Genomic DNA, 23,862 nt, shown 5'->3' with positions numbered 1-23,862 from the left:
CGGGCGCCCCGGGGGCGGAGCCGGGGCGCCCGCGCCTACACCTCCCGGGGCGCGTCGGCCTCGGCCTCGACTCTGCGAAGCGCCGCCAGGAGCGCCTCCATCACGCCCCGGGCATTCAGGCTGCGCTTCTTGGTGCTCAGCCTCCCCAGCGCGACGCGGCACAACTCCTCCGACGAGGACCACTCCGGCATTCCTCCACGCACGTCGCGCATGAGCGCATCGAGCTCGCGCGGATGGATCTCCTCAATCGACCCCACATGATCCAGGGCGTTGCGGCGGTAACCGGCCGGGAGTCTGCAGGCCTCCAGCGAGCGCCATACGAAGCCCTCCCCATCGGGGTAGGCGAAGGTCTCCCCCAGCACCTGGCGAACCTTGGCCTCACGGCCGGCGGTCGTGCGCGACAGGCCGAAGGCCCGGCAGATCGCGACGATGAGGCGATGCCAGCTGATGGGCCCCTCCTGAGCGCAGATCGCCTTGGCGACCTCCTTGACCTGCGACGCGGCCTCCTCGTCCTCGATGGCCGCGTCGAGGATGCTGCGCGGTCTGACCCCCTCCGGTCTCCACGCCCGGTAGTCCCTCGAGGTCGGATGCTCTGCAATAGGCGCGGGCTGAGCGGCCTCACTCGCGCCAGGGGCGGCCTCCTCCGCCGGTGCTCCGGTGCCGGCGGATCCCCGCGTGCCGACAGGCTCGGGCACCTCACTCGCGCTGACCGCGCCGGACGCCTCGGCCTCGCCGGCCGCAAGCGTCATGGCAGCAGTTCCCCCGCCCGCCATCTCGGTGAGGCGGGCGAGCTCGCCATCGGGGTCGGCCACCCATTGAGGGATGCAGACGCGCTCGACCCGCTGCCATCCCATCGCCCTCAGGACGTCGGCGGGCAGGAGATCGCGGTCCACCACGCTCTCACGCCGGTTCCAGCCAGGACCATCCAGCATCACCGCCACGGCGGGATCATGCGGACGCCCGGGAGGAGAGAGGACCAGGTCGATATCGAAACTCGAATGGCCGACCCCGGTGGCAACCCCCACGCCGGCCGCGCGCAGGCGCTCGGCGATCTCCACCCGATACGGGTCCACGGAGTCCTTCGTGCGGGGAAGCGCGCGCGGAGCCCGGTCCGTGCGGAGCGCCTCCAGGAACAGTCTCAGATCCTTCAGGCCCCGGTGGGCGGCGAACTCGGCGTGCAGGTCCTCAGGATCGAAACTGGACAGGACGATCATCTGACGCCTGGCGCGAGTCAGGGCGACATTCAGTCGGCGCTCGCCCCCCTCATGACTCAGGGAGCCGAAGGTGAGGGGGACGCCCACGCCTCTCCTGCTGGAGAAGGTCAGGGACAGCAGGATGACGTCGCGCTCCTCGCCCTGGACGTTGTCCAGGTTGCGCACCAGCAGCCCGTCGCGCTCCTGGAGGGCGCGGCGCACGCGCGCCGATCCGCACTTGCGCAACTGCTCCTCGATGAGATCGCGCTGATGCGCATTGAGGGTGATGACGCCGATGGAGGGCGTCGCCTCCGGGCTGACCTCGAATCGGCGCAGCACCTCCTCGACGACCTGCCGGGCCTCCACCGGGTTCGTATGGGGACGGATTCCCCGGTGGCGTCGTCGGTCCTCCGCCCCGTAGTAGGCGCCATTGACCCTGCGCAGGACGACGCCGTATCCCCCGGGGCCGGCATCGGCATCGGGAAGCAGGGCGAGAGGACTCGGGAAGGTCAAGAGCCTCCCACCGTAGTAGCGCTTATTGGAAAAGGCGATGAGTGACTCCACCCTGCTGCGGTAGTGCCACGTCAGCTCCCGTTCAGCGACCCCGGCGCCCAGGCAGCGCTCGAGGATGGACGCGCCCTCCCCCCGATCTGACACTGTCGCACCGCTCGGCGGGGGCATCTGCCTGCGATCGCCGACGACGATCGCCGTCCGACCCCGTCCCAGCGCGCCGATGGCCCCGGCGGCCGTGATCTGGGACGCCTCATCGATGACGACGAGATCAACGCGCGTGCGATGGGCGGGGAGGAATCGCGCCACGGAGTCCGGGGAGACGAGGATGCAAGGAGTCATCGCCGCCACGAGGTCCCCGTAGCGGTCCATGAGCTCGCGCACGCTGTTCGAGGAGTGACGGCGCCCGAGTTCACGGCGCAGCTCCTCGCCCCGCGCCCCCGCCTCGGCGAGCACTCGGTCACGACGTCCGGCGATCAGGTGCATGAGCTCTCCGGGCAGCAGGGAGCGCAACGCCTCCCGAGCGCGGCGGTACTCCTCGAGGGCGGCGGAGTAACTCGCCACGTCAGGAGCATCCTCGACGACCTCGCGCCCATCGGGCGCGCCGGCCGCATCGGAGCCCCCGCCGTCGCGCGGGAGGTGGGCGGCGTAGAAGCCGCCGTCCCCGGGGTCCTCGCCGTGCAGGGATGTCCGGTAGGCGCGCAGGTGGAGGCGCAGCTCGGCCATGCGAGCCCTCAGGTCATCGGCCTCAGCGCCCCCGGGCCCGGCGGCGCCGGTCTCGAGCGCGCCGCGCAGGGCCTCCCTCACCTGGCCGGGCCGCATGCCGTTGTCGTGGAGGTTGAGGAGGAGGGGGCCCATGCCGGCCTCGTCGCGCAGGCGCCGGGCCACCACCTCCAGGGCCGAGGCCTTCTCCGCGACGAACATCACCGACAGGCCTTCGCGCACCGCGCGGAAGATGAGATTGGCGATCGTCTGTGATTTACCGGTTCCGGGCGGGCCCTCGACGACGAGGCTCCTGCCCGCGACAGCGTCGGCGATGACACGGGCCTGACTGGAGTCCGCATCGAGCGGCAGATTCTCGATCAGCGCGTCGAGGTCCTCCATCGGCTCCGGTGAACGGGGCGCGGGCAGGGGCTCGGTCGCACGCGCAGCGCCGTCGTCCGCTTCATCGGGAACAGGGGAGCACTCATCAGTGCCGGCCAGCCGGTGAACCACGGGGCTCTGGGCCAGGTGGGGCCAGGACTCCTCCAGGTCCTTCCACATGCGGTAGGTGGAGAAGCGGAAGAGCCCCAGGTGGGCTGTGCGATTGATCCGGGCGTACTGGTGATGGCCGGAAAGCCGCGCTTGGACCGCCTCGAGTGTCGCCTCGACGTCGATTCCCCGATCATCCCGGATCGGCTCGCGCAATTCGGCCAGGTCGACACCCGTATCGGCGATGAAGCGCTCGAGCAGGGAGTAGTTGGGCGTGGAGGTCTCGGCCTCATCGAGGACGATCCCGAACTCCTCGTCGTCCTGCTCGATGCGAACCGGCACCAGGATGAGTGGGGAGCGCAGAATGCGCCCCACCGATTTCCAGGTGAGAGTCCCCAGCGCCAGGTAGAGATTGTTGGCACCGGTCTCCTCGATCACCGTGCGCGCTTGGGCGGCCATCGATGCCAGGCGCTGCTGGTGCTCCCTCCCCTCGAGGGCGGTGGCGACGATCCTGCGCCCGAGCAGTTCCTCCGGAGCCCGCGAGCCGGCCTCAGGCGCGCCTCCCGAACCGGTATCGGCGCTCTGCAGCATCACCCTGTCGCGCTGGTTGACGAGGTCCTCGAGGCGCGCGAGCAGCTCCTCGGGGACGCGCAGCTCGATGGCTGTTCGCGAGTCGCGATTGATGAGGGGGTTGCGGAGAGTGACGTCGAGCAAGGATCGTTTCCATACCTCGACCTCGGGCGTCGTCGGCACGGGGCCGGAGGGCGGAGGCTCGACGTCGGGCGCCTCATCATTGGGCACCGGAGCGTCATCGGCCGTGTCGGAGGAGCTCCCCGGGACCCCGATGACATGCTCCGCCCCCTCGGCGGGCCCCTCCGGCTCCCGGACGGGCACGTCCCCCGCCTCGCGCGATTCGGCGATGGGCACCGCGAGGATGACCTGGCGCATGGCATCGAGGGCGCGCTCACGAGCAGGTCGCCTCAGTCGATGCAGAAGCGCCGCGGGCGAGCTCATGGCGAGGGCCGGGTCCAGAATCCCGATGTCACCGCGCCGCGCGAGTTCGACGAATCGATCAGTTGCAGCATCACCGATCTCCGGGCGATCCGAGTGCCGGGAGTATGCCAGCACCACCCCGTTATCCGTGAGCAGAAGGGTCGGCGGGACACGAAGCGCCCGCATGACCCCGGCGAGGAGAATCGCCGCTTCCAACGGCGAGGCCGAGCGCGTGTCGAGGATGTCACTGGCGGTTCGCACGGAATGAGCGCCCGCCGCCCATCCACTCGGCGCGCGCTCGATGACGAGCCCGCGCCGGCGCACGACGGCGATGGCCCTGTCCACCAGGGCGTCAGGCGCGCTCCGCCGGGCCTGCTTCCGAGCCGCACGAGCGATATCCCACACCACCTCCCGGTCCGGCTCCTGATCCGGCCGCACCAGCGCTGCCAGGGCGGCGCCCGCCCAGCGCCTCGACCCGAGCAGCGTCCAGCAGCGCGGCGGCAGCACCGTGAGCCCGTCGAGGAAGCGCACCTGCGACCGGCCGTCCCCCGCGGTCATCTCGACCTTCACCGCTGCCGGCCCGTCCTGCTCGACCTCCTGCAGGGCGGTTCCGAGCAGCGCGAGATCAGCGGTGGCCGTCATGCGCTCCGCGGCGGTGTCCCAGCGGCATGTCCACGGCGCGGTGATCTCGGTGGCGCCGCCGCGCTCGATGATGCTCACACGCACGTCGATCGCGCCGAGTCCCTCCGCCGGGGCGCCCGGTCGGCCGACGGCGGATAGGCGGGTCTCGCCCTCCCCCACTGGCCGGTGCTGCGCCCCTGCCGCAGTGAGGCTCATGGCCAGCCGTACCCGGAAGGTCATTCCCGCCGAGGCGTGGGCGCGGCTCAGCACCGGCTCGCAGGAGGCCTCCACCCCGACGGCGTCCAAGGGGCTCCCGGAGGACACCCAGTCGCCGTCGATCCTCTCGATGAGCCCATGGACCTCGTGACGAGCAGCGACAGGCGCCTCGATGAGCCGAAGAGTCTCGCTGACGGCGACCAGCGCGGCCAGGCAGCGCTCGGGGTCGAGGCGCTCGCCATGGACGACGTCATTGCGCCATCGGCGGACCTCGTGGAGCTTGGCGCCCAGCCCCATCGGCAGGGGGATGAGATAGCGCCCGGCGTCGTCGCGCGTCGTGAGCACGCGGATCTGCGCCGAGAGATCGGCGAGATCGAGGGGGCCCTGGCGCTCATGCGCGCCCTCGAGCGCCATGCGAGCCCCCGCAGGCCCGAGGTCTTCGAGCGCCCGACGGGTGAACGGTTGCAAATGCTGGGGAAGGAGGTCGAGAAGACCGCGCAGGACGAGCGTTTGGTTATTGGGATTCATCTCGGGTGGGGGAGGGACGGGGGATCGGGGCGGGCCGCAGCGCAGCGGTATGACGAGTGATGATAGCGCTACCTGCGGATTCTTCGCGCCGCCCATGGCTCGACCCGCCCGCCGTTCCCCTGGCCCGCGAGCCGGTCTCGATCGCCACTTCGACCGGTCTCGGTGACGTTTTCGACCGGTCTCGGTGATAGGGGAGAGCTATGGGTAGGAGGTGGGGGCGGGGGCGTCGGCGGGGCCGGCTCGGGCGTGGGCGCGCGCCTGGCGGGGCACCCCGAGGACCGTCGCATCCACCGAGGCTCCGACGACGACGTCCTCGCCCTCGACCCGGCAGGAGTCGAGAGTCGCGCCGTTGGCGGAGGCGAGGCGCTGCGCCGCTGCGCAGGGATCGCCCGGGGCGACGATCGAGTTGAGCACGGTCGCCCCGGCCAACGCGGCCATATCGGCGGCGGTCCGCGCCCGACCGGCCGCGGCCCCCGCGCGCATGAGCCCGCTCAGGCCCAGGGTGATCGCGAGGATCACCCCGATGATGCCCACCATGAGGACCGTCCCCTCACCCCGCTCCCCCACCGGGGAACTCCACCAACGCCCCGCCGGGCCCGGCCGAGCCGGCGACACCTCCCCGGGTCTCGGGCCGCTGCCGCGCCTCACGGCCCGTCACCGCCCGGCTCGGTGTAGGCGCAAGCCCGCGCCCGCAGCGTGAGCCCCGCGCGCCCGAGCGGCCCGGGAGCGGCGCGGCTGACGCTCACGCAGGTGAGATCCCCCTCGACCCCCACCGCGATGGAGGAGGCGGTGGGGGCGACGGCGCCCGCGGCCGCCAGCGGGTCGGCGCCGATGGCCGCCTGGCGCGCGCCCACGCGGGCAGCATCGGTGACGCGCAACTGGGTGGCGCCCGCCGCGAGCGCGGCCAGCGCCAGGAGGAGGACGAGGACGACGGCGGGCATGGCGACCGCGAGTTCCGCCGTCGCCATGCCGGACTCGTCCCGGGGCGCGGGCGGCCTGCGGGCGCGCGGGAAAGGCTGCGCGGCGCTCATCCGACCGACAGCGCCGACTCGATGAGGGACTGCAGCGTTCCCCTCAGGCTCCCTGAGCGCATGATCGCCAGCAGCAGCCCGGCGAAGGCGGCCGCCGCGAGCGTGCCGATGGCGTACTCGGCTGTGGCCATGCCGGCCTCGCCCGTCGGGTCCGCCTCACCGTCAGGGGAGGTATGCGATGCGGCCTCGGCGCGCTCCAGGGCAGCGGCGATGGGCCCGGTCAGCAGGGCGTACTCGGCGCCGGGGTGGGCCAGGCCCCAGGCGCGGTGGAGGGTGAGCAGGGCGTTCTTCATGGGGATCTCCTCGGGATCGGGGGCGCTCGGCCCCGCGGGCACCGTGCCCGCTCTCCGAGAGTGAGCCCATCGAGGGCCCTCCGGGCGCGCGCCTCCACAGAGTCGGACCGCGCCCGGGCGCCTCGCCACCTGTGGTTCCCGGTCCCACGGACATGGGGCGCCCCCACGCCGACGGCGCTCCTGCCCGTCGGCCCCGCCCGCCTTCCCGGCCCTTCAGTGGTCGATGAGGTCGCGGATCTCTGCGGCGGTGAGCCGGGCCTGCGCCCCTCCAGGCGCCCCCGCTCCGGTGGCGTCCGCGGGCCCCGTCCCCCCGGCGGCATCGGCCCCCTCGACCACCCGTTCGAAGAGCTCGGCCTTCTTGGCCTTGAGGGCCATGACCTTCTCCTCGATAGTGCCCGTGGAGACCAGCCGGTAGACCATGACGGGCTTGTCCTGCCCGATGCGGTGCGCGCGGTCGACCGCCTGCTCCTCGGCCTGCGGGTTCCACCACGGATCCAGCAGGAACACGTAGTCGGCCTCCGTGAGTGTGAGCCCGAAGCCACCGGCCTTGAGGGAGATGAGGAAGACCTGGTTCTCACCGGAGCGGAAGGACTCGATCACCCCCGCCCGGTCCGACGTCGATCCGTCCAGGTACGCCGTGGTGATCCCGGAGGCCTCCAGCTCGCTGCGCACCATGCCCAAGTAGCGGGTGAACTGGCTGAAGACGAGCGCCTGGTGGCCCTCGGCGACCACCGGTCCCAGCTGCTCCAGCAGCGCTTCGACCTTCGCCGAGCGCGCCCGGCGGCCAGTGCGCCTGCCGCTGCCCCTCCCCTCGTGCGCGCCGTCGGCGCCGGCCCTCCCGCCGTCGGCACCCTCCCGCGCCTGCTGGCCCTCCTGGCCCGCCCGATCCTCCAAGAGAGCGGGGTCGAGGGCCATGAGGCGCAGCGTGGTGAGGGATTTGAGCGCGGTGAAGCGGGACTGGGCGGTGTCGTCCTCCAGCAGGCCGAGCACCTTCTGCCGCTCGCGCGCCAGGCGCTGCTCATAAGCGCGCCGGTGCGCCGCGGGCAGTTCGACGTCGATGACCTGCTCGGTCTTGGACGGCAGGTCCGCGGCCACCTGCTCCTTGGTGCGCCGCAGCATGAAGGGACGGATGCGGGCGCGCAGGCCGGCGAGCTTGGAGGCCGAGCCCCGCTCGATGGGGCGGCGGAACTCGGCGGTGAAGCGGTCGGGCGAGGGAAGCAGACCGGGCGCGCTGATGGACAGCAGCGACCACAGGTCCGCCAGGGAGTTCTCCATGGGGGTGCCCGTGATCGCCACCGTGGAGGGCGCGCGCAGGCGCCGCACCGCCTTGTAGGTGGCCGAGGCGTGGTTCTTGACGAACTGGGCCTCGTCGCAGACCACCCAGGCGAAGTCCGTGGCGGCGAACTCCTCCTCCCCCAGGCGCACCATCGTGTAGCTCGTCACCAGCAGGTCAGCGTCCGCGGCCTCCTCGGCGACGGTGGTGCCGCGCTTGGCGGAGGTGCGGGTGAGGGCGCGCACGCGCAGCTCGGGGCAGAAGCGCCGGGCCTGCTCCATCCAGGCGCTCACCACGCTCGTGGGGGCGACGACGAGCACCGGCCCCGCGGGCGCTGCGGGGTTCTCGGCCGTCTCAGGAGCCCGGGCCTCCGGCGCCGCGGCGACCTCCATCGCCGCCCGCCGCTCCTCCACGAGCCTCTGGACGACGGCGAGCACCTGCACCGTCTTGCCCAGTCCCATGTCGTCGGCGAGGATCCCTCCCAGGCCGACGGCGCGCAGGAGGTTGAGCCAGCGGTAGCCGTCGAGCTGATAGGGCCGCAGCTCGGCCCGCAGCCCGGCCGGTGGCGGGGCCCCCACGAGACCGCTCCCATTCGCGGCCGGATCGACGGAGCCCTCGCCATCAGTCGCGACACCGGCCTCCCCACCGTCGGTGGCACCGCCGGGCGCCTCGCCCCCGCCGCCGGGCTCCTCCCCGTTGGCGGCCGCGGTGACGGCCAGGAGCCGGGCGACGCCGTCGCGCCACCGCTGGGCGGCCCGGCCGGGGATGCCCAGCCCGACGAGCTGCTCGTAGTAGCCGGCCTGGTAGGGGGAGACGCGCATGGTGCCGCGCGCGTGGGGGTCGGCGAGGTCGCGGCCCTCCTCCATGAGCGCGGCGAGGCGGTGGATCTCGGGGCGGTCGATGCTGATGATGGCGCCGGAGTCGATCATGACCTCGGTGGCCCCGGCGGCGACGGCGGAGATGAGCCGCTCGATGGGCACGTCCTCCCCGCCCACGCGCACCCGCACGCGCAGGGAGAACCAGTCGGGGTCGTCGCCGTCGTCCTCGGTGACATCGGTGGTGATGAGGGGCGCGTCGTCGACCTCGCGGTAGTCGGGGACGTCCCCGGCGAGCTCGACGTCGAACAGATCGAGGGCGCGCAGCACGGGCACGGTGCGGATGATGAACCGGGCGGTGGCGATGCCGTTGAACTCCTGTCGTCCCCAGGACACGCCGTGCTCGTGGGCCAGCGGGATGAGGGCGGTGATGATCTCGCGGGCAGCCCTCTGCTCACCGGGCAGGTCGCGGGCGGCCCGGGGCGGGGCCTCCTCCCCCGTGCCGGGCCCGGTGGCGTCCGGCCCGGCCGCCGGCGGCGCGTCGTCGAGGAGGGCTCCGAGCTCGCCGATGGCCTCCTCGCGCAGCACCTCGCCGCCCGCCCCGAGGTAGCGCATGAGCCACTGCGTGGTGGCGGCGTGGGTGGCGCCGTCGATGCTCACCCTCAGGACGGGGCGCAGGATGGCGGGATCGGGGACGTGGACGCCGGCGTCGACCGCGAGGATCGGCACGGCCCGGCGGAGGGAGGCCAGGTACTCGGCCTCGAAGCGCCCCACATCCGGGGCCGGGATGACGATCCGCTGAGTGGGGTCGGCCAGGATGCGGGAGAGGACCTCGCCCGGCGCGGGCTCCAGCGGCATGAGAACGAGGGAGGAGTCCGGGTTGGTCCAGGCGAAGCCGTGGACCGGGCTTCCGAGCGGCTCGAGGTGCTCGCCCGCGGCGGGGCCGGCCGTGGGCGGCCACTGCATGAGGCCCTCGACCCCGGTCAGGTCGAGGGCCGGGGCGATGACCGCTGCGCCGTCGTCCTCCATGCGGATGTCCACTCCGGCGCGCAGGCCCGTGGCGATGGAGACCGGCATGCCCCCGCGCTGGGCGGTGGTCAGGGACAGGCCGGCGTCGACGGCGCGACGCAGGGCCGGCCAGAAGCGGGCCGTGACGCCGTGGAGCCCGAGGCGGTCATCCGTGTAGTAGAAGCCCTCCCGGGACATGCGCCCGATCTCCTGGAGGGGCTCGAGGATCGCCGGATCCACTTCCCCGTCCAGGGCGCCGCCGAGGAGCTGAGCCCAGGCGGCGCCCTTGCGGTTCCAGCCGTTGCGGCCCTCGATGAGCGGCAGGAGGCTCAACTCGGTGCGGTAATAGCCGCCCGGTGCCCGGCCGACGGCGACCTCGAGCGCCATTCCTCGCCGGGGCGCGCGCTTGACGCGCAGGAGGCGGGTGAGCTCGGCCTCCCAGTCCGCCGGACCGTCGTCCTGTGGGCCGAGCGCCAGTTCGCGGGCCACGAGGACGACGGCGGCCGTGTGCTTGCAGTCCTGGCGCACGGGGCAGGAGCAGTTGCCCGCCCAGCGCGGGGAGGCAGTGGGGTCGGCGGTGCCAGCGCTGCCGCGCGCGTGGAGCATGGTCTGGTAGGCGCGCCCGCCCGAGCCGCGCACCTGGGCCATGATGATGTCCCCACCGGCGGAGGCGGAGACTGCGCGCACGCGGCCCTCCTGGGCGTAGCGGCTGCCGCGCATGAAGGCCTGCCCGCCCACCCGGGCGATGATCGCCTCATCGGTGACACGGGCCGGCCAGTCATCCTCGGTGATCTCGCGGGCCACGGCGGCAGCCTACGGCCTGGTGGACGGCAGCGCCCGCAGGCCGCGGCACACGCCGTCGAGCTCGTCCTGGCCTGACTGCCGGCGACCATCCCGATGCCATCATCACCAGTGACAGGACGATGCCATGATGCGATGATGTCTCCGTGCGAACCACGCTTGAGATTGACGACCAGGTCCTCGACCTGGCCCGCGAGCGCGCTCGCCACGAAGGCATCTCCGTAGGACGCGCCATCTCAGACCTCGCCCTCCAGGGGCTCAAGGGCGGCACGCGTCGCCTCAGCAAGCGGGGTGTGCCTGTATTCTCCCCGCCTCCCGGGGCAACCGCCCATGCAGTGACCCCCGAGATGATCGAGCGTTACAGAGATGACGACCAGTAGGCACCTGGTTCGTCTTCTCGACGTCAACGCGCTGTCCCTGACGAACCACACCCACCACGAGGCAGTATCCACCTGGTTCGACGGCGTCGAGCGCTGGGCGACCTGCTCGATCACCCAATCGGCCTACGTGCTTCTCCTCCTCAATCCGAGTGTTACTGGATTCGAGTTGCTCGCACGCGATGTGCTCTCCGCCCTCACGCCCCAGGACCGCGACGCCGTCGAGCTGATCCCGATCCGGTAGGACCATGTGCGCCCGGGATTCGCGGCCATCCGGCGGGCGCGCCCGCCCTCGTCGCCCGGTGTCGTCCGCTGGTAGGAGGACGGATCGGCTGATCGGCCGAGGCACGCCGCGATGGCGCGCCCCTAGCCTGGGGCCGTGCTGATCGTCGAGTCACTGCTCCTACTGCTCACCGAGGACTCGGGGAGGCCCGAGGGCTGGTCGAGTGACAACGACCTCATGCTGCGCGGGGCCCTCCTATCCGATCTCATGCTGGCCGGCCGGATCGAGGCCGATACCGCCCGCACCGCGCGCCGCCCCCGGATGCGCATCGTCGACACCACACCCACGGGCCATCCCGTGCTCGACGACGCCCTGGCCGCCCTGTCGGCCAAGAACGGCAAGCGCATCGCCTCCGCCGTCACCTGGGACGACCTGCGCGCCCACGACGCCGCCGGGGCATCCCTCGTCAAGGCGGGCGTCCTGGCCGAGGCCACCGCCACCGCGCCCGGCGCCGCTGACTCCACGGCCCCGGCCGGAGTGAGCGCTGCGCCGTCGGCCGTCCCCGCCTTCCCCACCCGCGACCCCCGCCCGGAGGCCGAGCTGCGGGAGCGCCTCTACAGCGAGATCGCGGGGACCCGTGCCCCGGACGCGGCGGACAGCGCGCTCCTCGCGCTCCTTCAGTCCACCGGCGTGGCCTCGCGGATTCTGAGGGCGGAGCGCACGGGCCTGCGCCGCTCCGCCCTCCGGCAGCGCATCAAGGAGATCGCGGAGCAGGCCCCGGTCACCGGGGCGATCAGGGAGGCGATCGCCTCGATCAGCAGCGCCGTCGCCGTCATCAGCGCCCGCACCCGGGGGGCGGTCGCCGGCGCGAGTTGAGTGCGCACGCAGGGCGCGGCGCGTACGCACCCTGAGATTCCGCCGGGAGGATGAGGGAACCCCGGCGAATTCGTCATACCGTGTGGGCATGCTGATCTCTGAACAGCTGTTCCTGATCCTGAGCGGGAACAGCGGAGGCAGTGGGGACTGGGCTCAGCGCGGTATCTACGGGCTGCGCGGCGCAGTGCTCGCCGACCTCCTCCTCGCTGGCAGACTCGACCTCACCCCGGGTCGGGATCCCCTGATACGCGTCATCGACGACGCCCCGACCAACAACCCCGTCCTCGACGACGCCCTCTCCCACCTTCCCACCGATGAGAGCATTCGGATCTCCCATGCGATCGGGCGCGGGGAGTGCTCCTTGAAGGACACCATCGCCGCGCATGCAGCCGCCGAGGCCGCCGGATCCGACAGCGCTCCCGAGGGCGGCCCCGCCCCGGAGCGGGGCGCCGGGATCGTGGACCGCCTCATCGCGGTCCTCAAGGGCGAGTGCCCCGCCACCGCGGCGGATCAGGTGCTGCTGTCGATCCTCAAGGGCCTGGGCCTGGGCCGGGTGGTGCTGCCCGGTGAGCGCACCGGCCTGGGCTGGAGCGGCCTCTATCAGCGGGTCAAGGAGATCACCGACACGAACGCCCTGGGCGAGCCCCTGCGCACCATGACGGACACCCTCGCGGCCCTGACGATCATCGTGGCCACGGTCGACGACGACCGCTGAGCATCCGGAGCCGCCGATCCACCCGCGCGACGACGCCGATCTCGTTCCCGGGGATGAGAAGCGGCCCATGGCCCGTGCCTACACTCGAAGCATGTTGATCGCCGAGAAGCTGCTCCTCCTCCTGCTCACGGACTCCGGCTCCCGGGAGGCCCGTGCCAGTTCGATGGCGCCTGTGGCGCTGCGCGCGGCGCTGCTCGTCGACCTCGTTCAGGCCGGCCGGATCCGCATCAGTGAGGACAAGAAAAAGACCGTCCACATCGTCGATGCCTCCCTCACGGGCCACCCCGTCCTCGACGCCGCTCTCATCGCGCTGGCCCCGAAGGACGGCAGGCGCATCGGCACCATCGCGCAGTGGGGCGGCCTGCGGGCACTGGAGCTCGCCGCCGACTCGCTGAAGAGCGCAGGGATCCTCGGTGAGACCAAGGGAGGGCTCTTCAACTGGTTCACCCGCTATCCCACGCTCGACCCCGCCCCGGAGGCCGCGCTGCGCGCCCATCTCGAGGCCGTCGTCAGGGGCGAGGCTCCTGCGGAGGAGGACGACGGCGTGCTCCTCGGCGTCCTGCAGGCGATGAACGCGACGCGCGTCGCCCTGCCCAAGGAGCGCATCGGGCTGAGCGCGCGCGAGGTGAAGCGCCGGATCAAGATCCTCTCGGAGGGCGACCCCGCCAGCACCGCTGCCAGGGCCGCCGTCGATGCGGCGAGCGCCGCGGTGATCGCGGCCGTCGCCTCATCCTCCGCCGCCGCCGGAGCCGCAGGAGCCGCCGCCGCGGGGTAGGCCGTCTCTCCTCCTCGTTCCCACTCCGGGGACGGACGGACGGGCCAGAATGGGGGCATGCTCATGCCGTACTCCCCCGCCGCCGAGCCGCTCACCCGCTTGGCCGACGGGACCGTCAAGCAGATCAGCCCTTTCACCGGCACGGAGGTGTGGACCGTTCCCGGGCGCGGCAACCGACCCATCGCCCATCCCGTCGCCGAGCGCCACCCGCTGGCGCCCGGGGAGCGCGAGCGCGCCTGCGCCTTCTGCTCCGGGCGCTACCTGGAGACACCGCCGGAGAAGTCGCGCGTCGTCGTCGGGGCGGGCGGGGGCTTCGAGCGGATCGACGGCGTCCCCGCCTCCGAGCTGACCGCGACGACGGCGGAGTTCCGACGCATTCCCAACCTCTTCGAGATCGTCTCCTTCGACTACTGGCGCGCCAACCACGGCTTCGAGATCCCCGACGCCGCCCGCGAGCGCATGGAGGCCTATCTCGCCGATCCGGTGGGCGCCGAGCACGCGGCGTCCATCGCCCGGGCCAAGCTGCGCGCCTCCGGGGCGGACCCGGCGGCCTGGGGGGCCTGGGGGCCCGCGGAGCGCCGCGCCTACCTGGCCTCCTTCTTCGCCGGTGGGCACGACGTCATCGTGGGACGCCGGCACTTCACCGACGACGCCACGGACTCCGCCGGGCTGGCGGGCTCGGGAACGCTCAGCGTGGCCGAGCACCGCGCCTACATCCGCCTCGCGGTGGCGGCGACGCACGACCTGTACGAGGCGAACCGGTGGGTGCGCTACGTGGCGGTCTTCCAGAACTGGCTGCGGCCGGCCGGGGCCTCCTTCGACCACTTGCACAAGCAGCTCGTGGCCATCGATGAGCGCGGGGTCTCCGCCCAGCTGGAGCTGGAGAAGGTGCGGGCCAACCCGAACCTGTACAACGAGATGGGCGTGGACTACGCCGCCTACCAGGGGCTCCTCGTGGCGTCGAATGAGCACGCGGTGGCGTTCGCGGGCTTCGGGCACCGCTACCCCACGCTGGAGGTGTACTCGACGTCGGCGATATGCGAGCCGTGGCGGATGAGCCGGGAGGAGGTCGATGCCGTCGCCGACCTCCTGCACGCCCTGCACGCCGCTACGGGCGCGGATGTGCCGAGCAATGAGGAGTGGCACCACAAGCCGATCGACGTCGACCAGCCCATGCCGTGGCATGTGACGCTGAAGTGGCGGGTCTCCACCCTGGCGGGCTTCGAGGGCGGCACGAAGATCTACCTCAACACGATCGACCCGTGGAGCCTGCGCGAGCGCGTAGTGGCGCGCCTGGAGGACCTGCGGGCGGACCGCCTCATCGCGCCCATGGCGGTGGGCGACGAGTGCCCGACCGCCCCCAACCGCCTCCTGTACAACCCCGTCCTGAGCAGATGAGTGATGGGTGCGGAGGAGCGCTGGGACGACCCGGCGAACCGCATCGGGTTCGTGGCGGACGAGGCAGCCTTCGCGGAGGTCGGCGGTTCCGCGACGAGCCGGAGGGGAGCGCTGCGGCCGGGCAGCTGCCGTCCCTCGCCCTACAGCCCCAGGGCGCCGCGCTCGTCGGAACTGACCCAGCCGGGGCGCTGCTCCAGGGCGCGGAACCAGCGCGACAGGGCCGGCCAGAAGCTGATCTGGGGCGCCTCGCCGCCGGGGTAGGACTGGCGCCCGCCGTACTCGTAGGCCTGAACGGTGGTGAACAGGCGGATGTCGGAGCCGGTGGGCTCGGTGCCGCACAGGAACTGGCCGATGGACACGAGTGAGGACAGGGGCGGCAGGTCCACCAGCGTCATGCCGCCCTCGCGGGAGGGGTGCATGCGGGTGGCGCGCGCGAGCATCGTGTCGACGACGTCGAAGGCCACGAGCACGCCCTGCGCGGCCACGGCCGCCTCGGCCTCGTCCTCGGAGTGGGTGGCGACGGCATGGCCGCGGTTGATGTGCTCGCCGATCCACTCGTCCCAGGCGTCAGTGGAGTTGCGGCGGTTCAAGGGGTAGAGGTCCGGGGCCCCCTCGCGGTGCAGGTCCCACCAGGCTGTGGCGAGGTCGAACAGGAGCGTGCCGGAGTCGTCGGACACGACCTGCCCGGTGGTGGTGTCCACGAGGGCCGGGACGGTGGGGGGCGGGGTGTAGCCGGGGGTGGTCGCGTAGACCTCGGCCAGGGAGCGGGCGCCCAGGACGGCATCGGTGCCGGGCTCGCCGTCGGGTCCGGTGAGCTCCCAGAAGCCGTCCTCGCCCCGGCCGTAGCACATGGACAGCGGAATGGCCTCAGTCAGCCCCAGCACGCGCCGGGCGATGAGAACCCTGCGCGACCAGGGGCATGACGGTGAGGCGACGAGCCGGTAGCGGCCCGCCTCGACAGGCAGATCGTCGGCGGAGAATCGGTGCGAGGTGGCGATGGCCATTGAGGACTCCCTGTGCTCGGTGCGCGGCGGAGGGCGGCGTCACCCCCACAGGGACATGGTCCCCCAGTTCGCGAGCGCTGTCATGCGGTCCGCGCGGTGTTTGCGTCGCTCATCGGTGGCCCTGCCCACGATCCGCCGCGTCACTGGGCCAGGGTCGGGGCCACCTCGTCGACGAAGGCCAGCGCGTCGTCGCCCTCCCACGCCGGATCGGCGAGCAGCTCGCGGATGCGATCGCAGGCGGCGCGCGCATCCGTCCGCTCGTCGAGCGCGATGAGCGAGCGGACCATCCGGGTCAGCGACTCCGCTGCGGCACGGCGGTCGTCCTTGGCCATGAACCCCTCGACGGCGGCCTCGCAGTACGGGACGGCCTCCGAGTCATGGCCGGCGCGCGCCAGGATGAAGGCGTAGGCGTCATGCCAAGCGCCGCGCTCCCAGGCCCGGTCCTTCCCGGAGAAGGCCTCCACGAGCAATTCGCGCGACTCCTCCATCAGGGCCCGCGCCTCATCGAGGTGCTCGACGGCCTCATCCCGGCTGGGCGCGTCGACGACAGCGCGGGCGGCATCGCGCAGGGAGCGGGAGCGGCGGCGCTTGCCGTCCTCCGTGCCGGTGCCGTGGAGGTCGGCGATCTGGCGGTGCAGGTCGGCCGCGGTGACGTTGTCGCCGAGGTCGGCGGCGGCCGCCGCCGCGGTGGACAACTGCTCGACGGCCTTGTCCACGCGGCCGTCGCGCACGAGGATCCGGGCCACGGCGGTGGCGTTGTCGACAGCGCCGCGATTCTCCCCCATATCGGACTGCGCCGAGGCGAGCAGGCCCCGGACGTAGAGCTCGACGCCGGGGGCGTCGACGGAGTCCAACTCGGACAGCGCCGTGGAGAAGGCCTCGGCGGCCTCGCTCGGACGACCGTCCTGGGCCAGGGCACGGCCCAGTGAGACCGTGGCCAGTGGGCCGCTCACGGGGGCCTTGAGGGCGGCGAGCGCGTCGGCTGCCTGGCGCCGCTGCTCCAGCGAGGCGCTGGTGGCGTGGTCGGCCGCGGTGCTCTCGGCCAGGATCGTGCGGGCCGTCACGGCGGCGAGCACGGGGGTGCGGTCGTGACGGCGCAGGACATCGTCGGCCAGGCCGCTGGCGCGGTGCGGGAAACCGGCCTCGTTGAGGCGCCGGGCCCGCATGAGGTCGAGGTCGTCTGCGGGGTGGTCGCCATGGAATCCCTCCGGGACGGCATCCAGGATCCACTCGAAGAGCGCGATGGCGGCATCGGCGCCATCGGGGTCGGACAGTGTCGAGAGGACCTGGGCGAGGTCAGCGGCGGTATTGCCCATCTGGACGAGGCGGCGGTACTCGGTGCCCTGGACGGCGCTGTCGCGCCTGCCCGCCCGCTCCATGGCGCCGAGGCGCTCCAGGGAGTCCTGGACGAGCCCCCACAGGGCCTCCAGGTAGTGGTGGGCGCGCTCGGCCAGGGCGGCGGCGCGGACGGCGTCGAGCCCCTCCCCCTCGGGGGCGTCGGCGGTGTCGGCCTCGAGCTCATCGCGCAGACTCAGGATGTCCAAGCGCAGGAAGCCGAGCTCGCCGTCGCGGGCCCCGATGGAGGAGCGCATCCGGTGGCGCTCACGGATGGCGCCCTGGTGATCGCGCAGGAGCCGCTTGGCGTCGGCGCGAAGGAAGGCGGTCTCGATCTGAAGGTTGGCCGGGCCGGGCCAATCGGCCTCCAGGACCCCGCCGGCGGCCACGCGATCGGCGACGACGAAGCCGTCCAGGTCGGCGCCGAGCCTGGCCAGCGAGCGCGAGTAGCGCAGGACGGCGTCCTTGGGGCCGTAGACGGGCATGACGGGTTTGATCTCGAGCTCGGGGTAGGGGCCCTCGAGGTCGGGGGCGGAGGTGTCCTCCATGATCGGCTCGGGTTTGCAGCGGGTTCCCGCGCCGGGCGGAGTGGCGGGCACGAGCGGCGCCGACGGGGCGCTCCGGGCGCCGGCGGCCTCCGGGGAGCCGGGGGCGCTCGGCGCATGGGGCGCGCTGCCGGCACTGCCCGCGCCGGGGGCGGGCGCCAGGATCGGCCCAGTCACCAGCGTGTCCGCGGGCAGAGCGGGGGAGGCGGTGGTCAAGGGGGCCGAGGGGCCCGACGACGCCACCGGGGCGGGCGGTGCGGGAGCGGGGCTGTGCGCGGAGCGCGCGCCCGGGGCGGGGACGGCCGGGGCCGAGACGGCGGCCGGGGCCGACCGGACCACGGGCGCCGAAGAGGTCCTGGGCACCTCCGGGGTCCCGGCGCTGTCGACGGCCAGCACCTCGGGGCTCGTGGCGTCGGGCGGGGTGCTCGGGGTTCTCAAGTCGGTGAAGTCGGCGGCCTCGGCCATGATGGCGGGGGCGGCCAGGGAGGGGACGGGCGCCGGGGAGACCAGGGGCGGCGGGGGCGGGACGGGCCCCGGGGGCGGTGGGGGCGCGGGGGCCTCGCTCGTCGCGGGAGCGGTCTGCACGGATTGAGCGGACTGGGCCGAACGGGCGGCCTGGGTGGCCTCGGCCGCACGCGCCACCCTGACCCAGGTGGGGACAGTGGCCTTCTTCGAGGAGACCGGGGACGGCGAGGCCACGTACCCGTAGGCCGCGGGCGCGGCCACCGGGTGGGACGGGGCGCCGGCCTGATCGGCGACTCCATCGACGGGGGTGATCTCCTCGGTGGAGAACTCATTGGCGACCCGCTGCACGATCGAGCGCCGGACCGGGCCGGTGGAGGCCGGGACCGCAGCGGCGGCGTCCGGCCGCGCCACCTCGGGTGAGATCGCCGCGGGACCGGCGGGGGCGGCGGGGCTCGCCGAGGCCGCCACGCTCTGGTGGGGCGCCGTCGGAACGTCCTCGACCAACTCGTGGGCGATCGTCGAGGGGGGACGGCCATCGCCGCTGCTGGGCGCGGTGGGAACGGAATCGGGCATGAGGACGCCACTGCGGCCGCCCGGCGCGCCGGCGGGGACGCGGGCCTGGCCCCGGGCGGGGGTCGCCGGCGTGATGTCCGTGGGCCCCGCGATGCTCTCCTGGCCCGGCTGGTGCGGCGGCACTGCCCGGGTCATCTGGGCGGGGACGGCCGACGGCGCGGACGAGGACGCCTGGGGGGAGGCGGCGGAGAGCGCGTCGGCCGAGCCCGCGGAACCGGCGGCGCCCGCGCTCCCGGCAGTGCCCGCAGCATCCTTCACGCCGATGCTCGCCTGCCCGCCGGCGGGGGTGGCGGGGGACATCGCAGCGGCCCGCGCCTCTCCCCTGAGCGAGCCGGCATCGAGGGCGGACTGGCCGGCCTGGCTGACGAAGGTGGCGGTCCAGGCATCGTTCTCACGACGACTGCGCTGATCGTCGGGGTCGATCAGGCCGGCGAGGCGCGAGACGTGGGCGCTCTGGGGCTGATCCTCATCGAGGGGCTCCGTGACGGGATCCTCGGAGTCGGCCGGGGGCAGGACGATCCCGCCGTCGCCGATGACAGGACGGGCAAGGTCGCGATCGAGCTGCTCGGAGACGGTGCGGTTGCCGTTGCGGCGGTCGTAGAGCCCGGCCAGGCGGCGGGCCCAGGCCTCCATGTCGACGCGCGCCTGGGAGATCCTCACGACCGCCGGGATACCCGGATCGGGGCACCAGGTGGCCTGGACGGGGGCGTCCGCGCCGAGGATCTCGTTGCCCCACCCCGCGGCCTCGGCCTCGCGAAGCACAAGGGCCGCGCCGCGCAGGGCGGCCAGGAGGACCTCGCCGGACTCGGCCGTCGGCAGCCAGCCGAGGTGGCGGCGCAGGAGGGTGAGCGCCCGGTCGGGCTTGCCGGACAGGGCGAGGTACTGCCAGTGCAGGGCGATGGAGCGCAGGCTGCCGGGGCTGGACTCCTGGGCCCGGTAGGCGTGCAGGTGGGCGTTCCAGGCCGCCGCCGGACGCCCCGAGGCGAGGAGGGCGAGGAGGGACGCGGCGCGGACGGTCTCGCGCATCGGCCCGACCCCCACATCCCCCCTGAGGATCGGGGCGGCGGTGGAGACCGCGAGGTCCCAGGTCTCGTTGCGAGTGGCCCAATCGATTTCGAGGAGGGGCTGGTAGACGTCGCGGGCCGGGTCCTCCTCGGGCTCGGCCCGCCGCCACTGCGCGAGGGCCTCGGCCGCCTCATCCTCGCGGCCCAGAAGGGAGGCGACCTTCGAGCGCTGCCCGTAGATGCCCCGCATCGCGCCGCCCTGGGAGGAGTGGAAGGCCTCGACCTTGCGCGTGAGGACCCGCAGCTGCTCCACCGATACCGCGGGATTGCTCGCGGCGACCGCCACCGCCCACGTGCAGTCCCAGGTCAGGGTGCGAAGCGCCTCGGAGCTGAACAGCTCGGGCCGCTGGGAGAACCGGGCGAGGCTCCAGTTGAGCGGGTCCAGTGCCCGCCACTGCTCGTTGCCCAGGAAGTACTCGCGGGTGAGGGCGACCCGGGAGGAGACCTGGAGGACCTCGGCGCCAAGGGCATCGGCCCAGGTGACGGCCTCGGCCGTCAGCGCTGACACAGCCGGCGTGTGCTCCAGGCCGGCCGTATGGGCGAGCCTGGCGGTGATGTCCTCGCGGGTTGTCATGATGGTCCTTCCGATGGCGGTCAGGGCGGCTCAGGAAGCCGACGGGAGGTCATGGCGGGTGGGGATCCGTGCCCCGTTATCCCGGCGCCGGGGGCGGCGCGAGAGACACCCGGGACGCCCAGGAGGCCGGAGAGGACAGGAACCTGCCGGGACGCCCGGGCCGAGACGAGAGGATCGGAGGGCCCTCGGGCATCTGACGATACGCCGAAAGACCGGGCGCGGGGGCGCCGATCAGAAGCTCTTCGTGATACTCCCGTGACGGATGGGGCAGAGGATACTCCGGTTGCGTTTCGATCACAGATGACCGGCCTCGATGCCCGATCTGTGATCCGCGTCGCAGGGAATGCCGTGGGGCGGGAAGCCTCATGCGGCACCCCGACCCACCAGGAGCGCCCCGCGCCCCGGGCCGAGCCGGCACCCCGGCCGGGACGGGGCCGACGACGCCGCACGACGGACGACGCCCAGCCGCCATCCCGCTGGTCAGGGAGGTCTCCACCGCGATCCCCATGGGCCCCTCCCTCCTGCGCGACTCGTCCTCCTGCTCAGCGATGGGGCCCGCCCGGCAGCGCGCCATCAGGCCCCTTCCAGCGAGGGTATCGGGGAATAGCGCCTTTCGGGCCGGGATGTGATCAGTCGGGCATTCGCCCGCGTCAAGCCGACACCCCGGCCCGAAGGACACGATCAGAAGTCGATGGCAGCGGCTCGGGTCGGATCCAGTCCCATGCGGACCCTCGCGCCGATCCCGCTCGCCGGCCCGTCGACCCCGCCCACCCCGGCGGCGACGACGGCCTCCCCTCCAGGGACATCGAGGGACACGTCCGCCTCGGCCCTGCCCCGGCGCACCCGCCGGGCGAGCACCGTCCCACTGGCCTCCGGCAGGCCCGCGGCCGGGGGCCGAGCGGCGCCGCCGGCCCCCGGGGCTCCCCCCGTCGCGCCGACCGCAGCACCGTCCCCCGCACTGTCCCCCGTGCCGACCACGCGCAGCGCGCCGGGGGCGAGGGCCAGTCCCGCGGCGGTCGCACCGGTACGCGGCCCCCGTGCCCCCGGCCGACCGCCGTCGGCGAGACTCCCCCAGCCCAGGGCCTCGGCCTGTTCACGGGTGAGGATCGGGCCGAAGCCGAGGAAGGCCGCGACGCTCGCGCTGCCCGGATCGGCCCACAGCGCCTCGGGGGAGGCCAGCCGCGAGAGCCTCCCGGCCTCCATGACTCCGACCTCATCCGCGACGGTCATCGCCTCATCCTGGTCGTGGGTGACGTAGAGCGCCGTGGTGCCCTGCTCGGTGAGAATGGCGCGCAGGTCGACGGCGAGCTGCTCGCGCAGGGCCCGGTCGAGCGCGGACAGGGGCTCGTCGAGCAGCAGCAGCCGCGGCCGGGGGGCGAGGGCCCGCGCCAGGGCGACGCGCTGCGCCTGCCCGCCGGACAGGGTGGTGATGGGCCGGGACCCGTAGTCGGGCAGGCCCACGAGGTCGAGCATCTCGGCGATGCGATGGGCCCGCTGGGCCCGACTCAGGCCCGTCAGCCCGTAGCCGACGTTCCCGCCGACGTCCCGGAAGGGGAAGAGCTGGCCCTCCTGGAACATGAGCCCGAAGCCGCGCCTGTGCACCGGGGTGGAGACGACGTCGCGCCCGTCCCAGCGGATGGCGCCGGCCGCGACGGGCTCCAGGCCCGCCACGGCGCGCAGCAGCGAGGACTTGCCGGAGCCCGAGGCCCCCAGGAGGGCGACGATCCGGCCGGCGCGGATCCCCAGGTCGACGCCGTCGACGGCCACGACGGGCCCCGTGCCCCGCCCGCCCGGGTAGACCACCCGCAGCCCGTCGATGCTGAGCCCATCCGTCATGGGGCCTCCTCCCGTCATGAGCCCTCCTCGCCGGCGCGCGGGGCGCCGGAGCCGCTACCCGCGCGCGCCCAGCGGTTCTGCAGCCACTCGCACCCCAGCATGAGGGCGGCGGTCCCGGCGGCGAGGACGACGCCGGCGGCCAGCCCCATCCCCTGGTTCTGGGCGCCGGGGCGGCCGATGAGGCGGTAGAGCACCACGGGGAGGGTCGGCTCGGCCGGGCGGGCGAGGAAGGACGTCGCGCCGAACTCCCCCAGGCTCGTGGCCAGCGCGAATCCGGCGGCGAGCCCGCTGGCGCGCGCCAGGTGGGGGCCGTCGACGGTGAGCAGGGCGCGCCCGGGGCCGGCGCCGAGGGCGGCCGCGGCCTCGCGCTGCCGGGGATCGATGGCGCGCAGTGCCGGCAGGAGGGTGCGCACGACCAGCGGCACGGCGACGACCGCCTGGGCGAGCGGCAGGACCCACCACGACGCCGTCAGGCCCGTGGGGGCGAGGGTGATGAGGAAGCCGAAGCCGACCGTCACGGCGGACACGCCCAGCGGGAGCATGAACGCGGCGTCGAGGAGCGCGACGGCGCGGGCGAGGACGCGGCCGCGGGGACTGCGCGAGACGACGAGGCTCACCGCACCGCCCACCGCGAGCGCGATCACGGCCGCGACGACGGCCACGCGCAGGGAGGTGGCGGCGGCCTCCCAGACGGTGACGAGCAGGGCGTTGGATTGGCCGCGCGTGCCCAGGTCCGTGTAGTTCGCCAGAGTCCATCGCCCGCCCCGGCGCAGGGAGCGGGCCACGAGCACCAGCACGGGGGCGGCCAGGAGCCCCCCGATGGCGGCGGCGGTGAGCGCGATCGCGGGGGCGTCGGAACGGCGCAGCGGGGTGGCGGGCACGTCGAGGCGCAGGCGGAGGCGCGCGGTGGAGGCGGCGCGGGCGCGCTCGGCGACCCATAGGGCCGCGGCGATGACGAGGAGCTGGACCACGGACAGGACGGCGGCCGCGCGCAGGTTCAGGTACTGGGCTGTCTGGACGTAGATCTCGGTCTCGATGGTGCCGATCCCCACTCCGCCCAGGACCAGCACGACCCCGTAGGCGGTGGCGCAGAACAGGAACGTGAGCGAGGCGGCCGATGCGATCGCGGGCGCGAGGCTCGGCAGGGTGACGGTGCGCCACGCCCGCCACGGCGAGGCGCCGAGCGCGCGGGCGGCTTCGACGGCGCGGGGGTCGAGCCGGGACCACATGGTGCCCACGGTGCGCACGACGAGCCCGTAGTTGAAGAAGACGAGGGCGGCGACGACGGCGGTGAGCGTCCCATCCAGGCCGAGGCCTCCCAGCGGCCCGCCCTTGGTGACGAGCGCGTGGAAGGCGACGCCGACGACGACGCTGGGCAGCACGAAGGGCACGATGACGATCCCGCGCAGGAGGTCGCGGCCCGGGAAGGAGCGCCGGTAGAGGACGAGCGCCCCGGGCACGCCGAGGACGACGCAGATCGCGGTGGCCAGGGTCGCCTGGGTGAGGGTCTGGGTGAGGATCCGCCAGGTGCGCGGGGCCGTGAGGACCTCCGCGAAGCCGGTGAGGTCGAGGGCGCCGTCGGGGGCGAGGCCGCGACCCATGAGGGTGGCGACCGGCCAGAAGAACAGC

Annotated in this window: 14 protein-coding genes; 5 read left to right on the top strand and 9 right to left on the bottom strand. The window is 73.5% G+C overall.

The features are described from left to right. Nucleotides 1–35 precede the first annotated feature (35 nt). From B1H55_RS09155 to B1H55_RS09130, 5 genes are all read right to left on the bottom strand, one after another. Nucleotides 36–5,138 (bottom strand): DUF4011 domain-containing protein, encoded by a 5,103-nt coding sequence (locus tag B1H55_RS09155; protein ID WP_240494186.1) that lies wholly within the window; start codon nt 5,136–5,138, stop codon nt 36–38. Nucleotides 5,139–5,450: 312 nt separating this feature from the next. Continuing rightward, complete coding sequence (locus B1H55_RS09145; protein ID WP_256624132.1) at nt 5,451–5,819, bottom strand: Rv3654c family TadE-like protein; 369 nt, start codon at nt 5,817–5,819, stop codon at nt 5,451–5,453. 77 nt (nt 5,820–5,896) lie between these two features. Further along, a complete protein-coding gene (locus B1H55_RS09140) occupies nt 5,897–6,220 on the bottom strand; it encodes a TadE family type IV pilus minor pilin (protein ID WP_231952681.1) in 324 nt (107 codons plus the stop codon). Nucleotides 6,221–6,279: 59 nt separating this feature from the next. Continuing rightward, nucleotides 6,280–6,576 (bottom strand): DUF4244 domain-containing protein, encoded by a 297-nt coding sequence (locus B1H55_RS09135; RefSeq protein ID WP_073453600.1) that lies wholly within the window; start codon nt 6,574–6,576, stop codon nt 6,280–6,282. 213 nt (nt 6,577–6,789) lie between these two features. Next, a complete protein-coding gene (locus tag B1H55_RS09130; RefSeq protein WP_080461696.1) occupies nt 6,790–10,476 on the bottom strand; it encodes a DEAD/DEAH box helicase in 3,687 nt (1,228 codons plus the stop codon). A gap of 363 nt (nt 10,477–10,839) precedes the next feature. Here B1H55_RS09130 and B1H55_RS09120 point away from each other — a divergent pair, with 363 nt between their 5' ends. From B1H55_RS09120 to B1H55_RS09100, 5 genes are all read left to right on the top strand, one after another. After that, nucleotides 10,840–11,094: a PIN domain-containing protein gene (locus B1H55_RS09120; RefSeq protein ID WP_077240706.1), complete on the top strand. Its 255-nt coding sequence runs from the start codon at nt 10,840–10,842 to the stop codon at nt 11,092–11,094. Between the two features lie 135 nt (nt 11,095–11,229). Continuing rightward, the gene (locus B1H55_RS09115; RefSeq protein WP_077240707.1) at nt 11,230–11,949 is read left to right on the top strand and encodes a GOLPH3/VPS74 family protein; all 720 of its coding nucleotides are present in this window, start codon (nt 11,230–11,232) and stop codon (nt 11,947–11,949) included. 88 nt (nt 11,950–12,037) lie between these two features. After that, complete coding sequence (locus tag B1H55_RS09110; RefSeq protein WP_115736998.1) at nt 12,038–12,664, top strand: GOLPH3/VPS74 family protein; 627 nt, start codon at nt 12,038–12,040, stop codon at nt 12,662–12,664. Between the two features lie 91 nt (nt 12,665–12,755). After that, on the top strand, nt 12,756–13,439 hold the full coding sequence (locus tag B1H55_RS09105) for a GOLPH3/VPS74 family protein (protein WP_073453613.1): 684 nt from the start codon (nt 12,756–12,758) through the stop codon (nt 13,437–13,439). A gap of 57 nt (nt 13,440–13,496) precedes the next feature. Continuing rightward, nucleotides 13,497–14,837, top strand: coding sequence for a DUF4921 family protein (locus B1H55_RS09100; protein WP_077240710.1), 1,341 nt, complete (start codon nt 13,497–13,499; stop codon nt 14,835–14,837). Between the two features lie 140 nt (nt 14,838–14,977). Here B1H55_RS09100 and B1H55_RS09095 read toward each other — a convergent pair whose 3' ends face one another. The 4 genes from B1H55_RS09095 to B1H55_RS09080 form a co-directional block, all read right to left on the bottom strand. After that, nucleotides 14,978–15,841, bottom strand: a complete 864-nt coding sequence (locus tag B1H55_RS09095; protein ID WP_077240711.1) for a glutathione S-transferase family protein — start codon at nt 15,839–15,841, stop codon at nt 14,978–14,980. A gap of 140 nt (nt 15,842–15,981) precedes the next feature. Beyond that, a complete protein-coding gene (locus B1H55_RS09090; RefSeq protein ID WP_080461695.1) occupies nt 15,982–20,397 on the bottom strand; it encodes a hypothetical protein in 4,416 nt (1,471 codons plus the stop codon). Nucleotides 20,398–21,078: 681 nt separating this feature from the next. After that, the gene (locus tag B1H55_RS09085) at nt 21,079–22,233 is read right to left on the bottom strand and encodes an ABC transporter ATP-binding protein (protein WP_080461694.1); all 1,155 of its coding nucleotides are present in this window, start codon (nt 22,231–22,233) and stop codon (nt 21,079–21,081) included. A 14-nt stretch (nt 22,234–22,247) separates the two neighbouring features. Beyond that, the gene (locus tag B1H55_RS09080; protein ID WP_080461693.1) at nt 22,248–23,861 is read right to left on the bottom strand and encodes an ABC transporter permease; all 1,614 of its coding nucleotides are present in this window, start codon (nt 23,859–23,861) and stop codon (nt 22,248–22,250) included. Between the last annotated feature and the right edge of the window lies 1 nt (nt 23,862).

This window comes from Actinomyces denticolens, assembly GCF_002072185.1.
Lineage (GTDB): Bacteria > Actinomycetota > Actinomycetes > Actinomycetales > Actinomycetaceae > Actinomyces > Actinomyces denticolens.
This window is presented reverse-complemented; position numbering and strand designations above follow the sequence as displayed.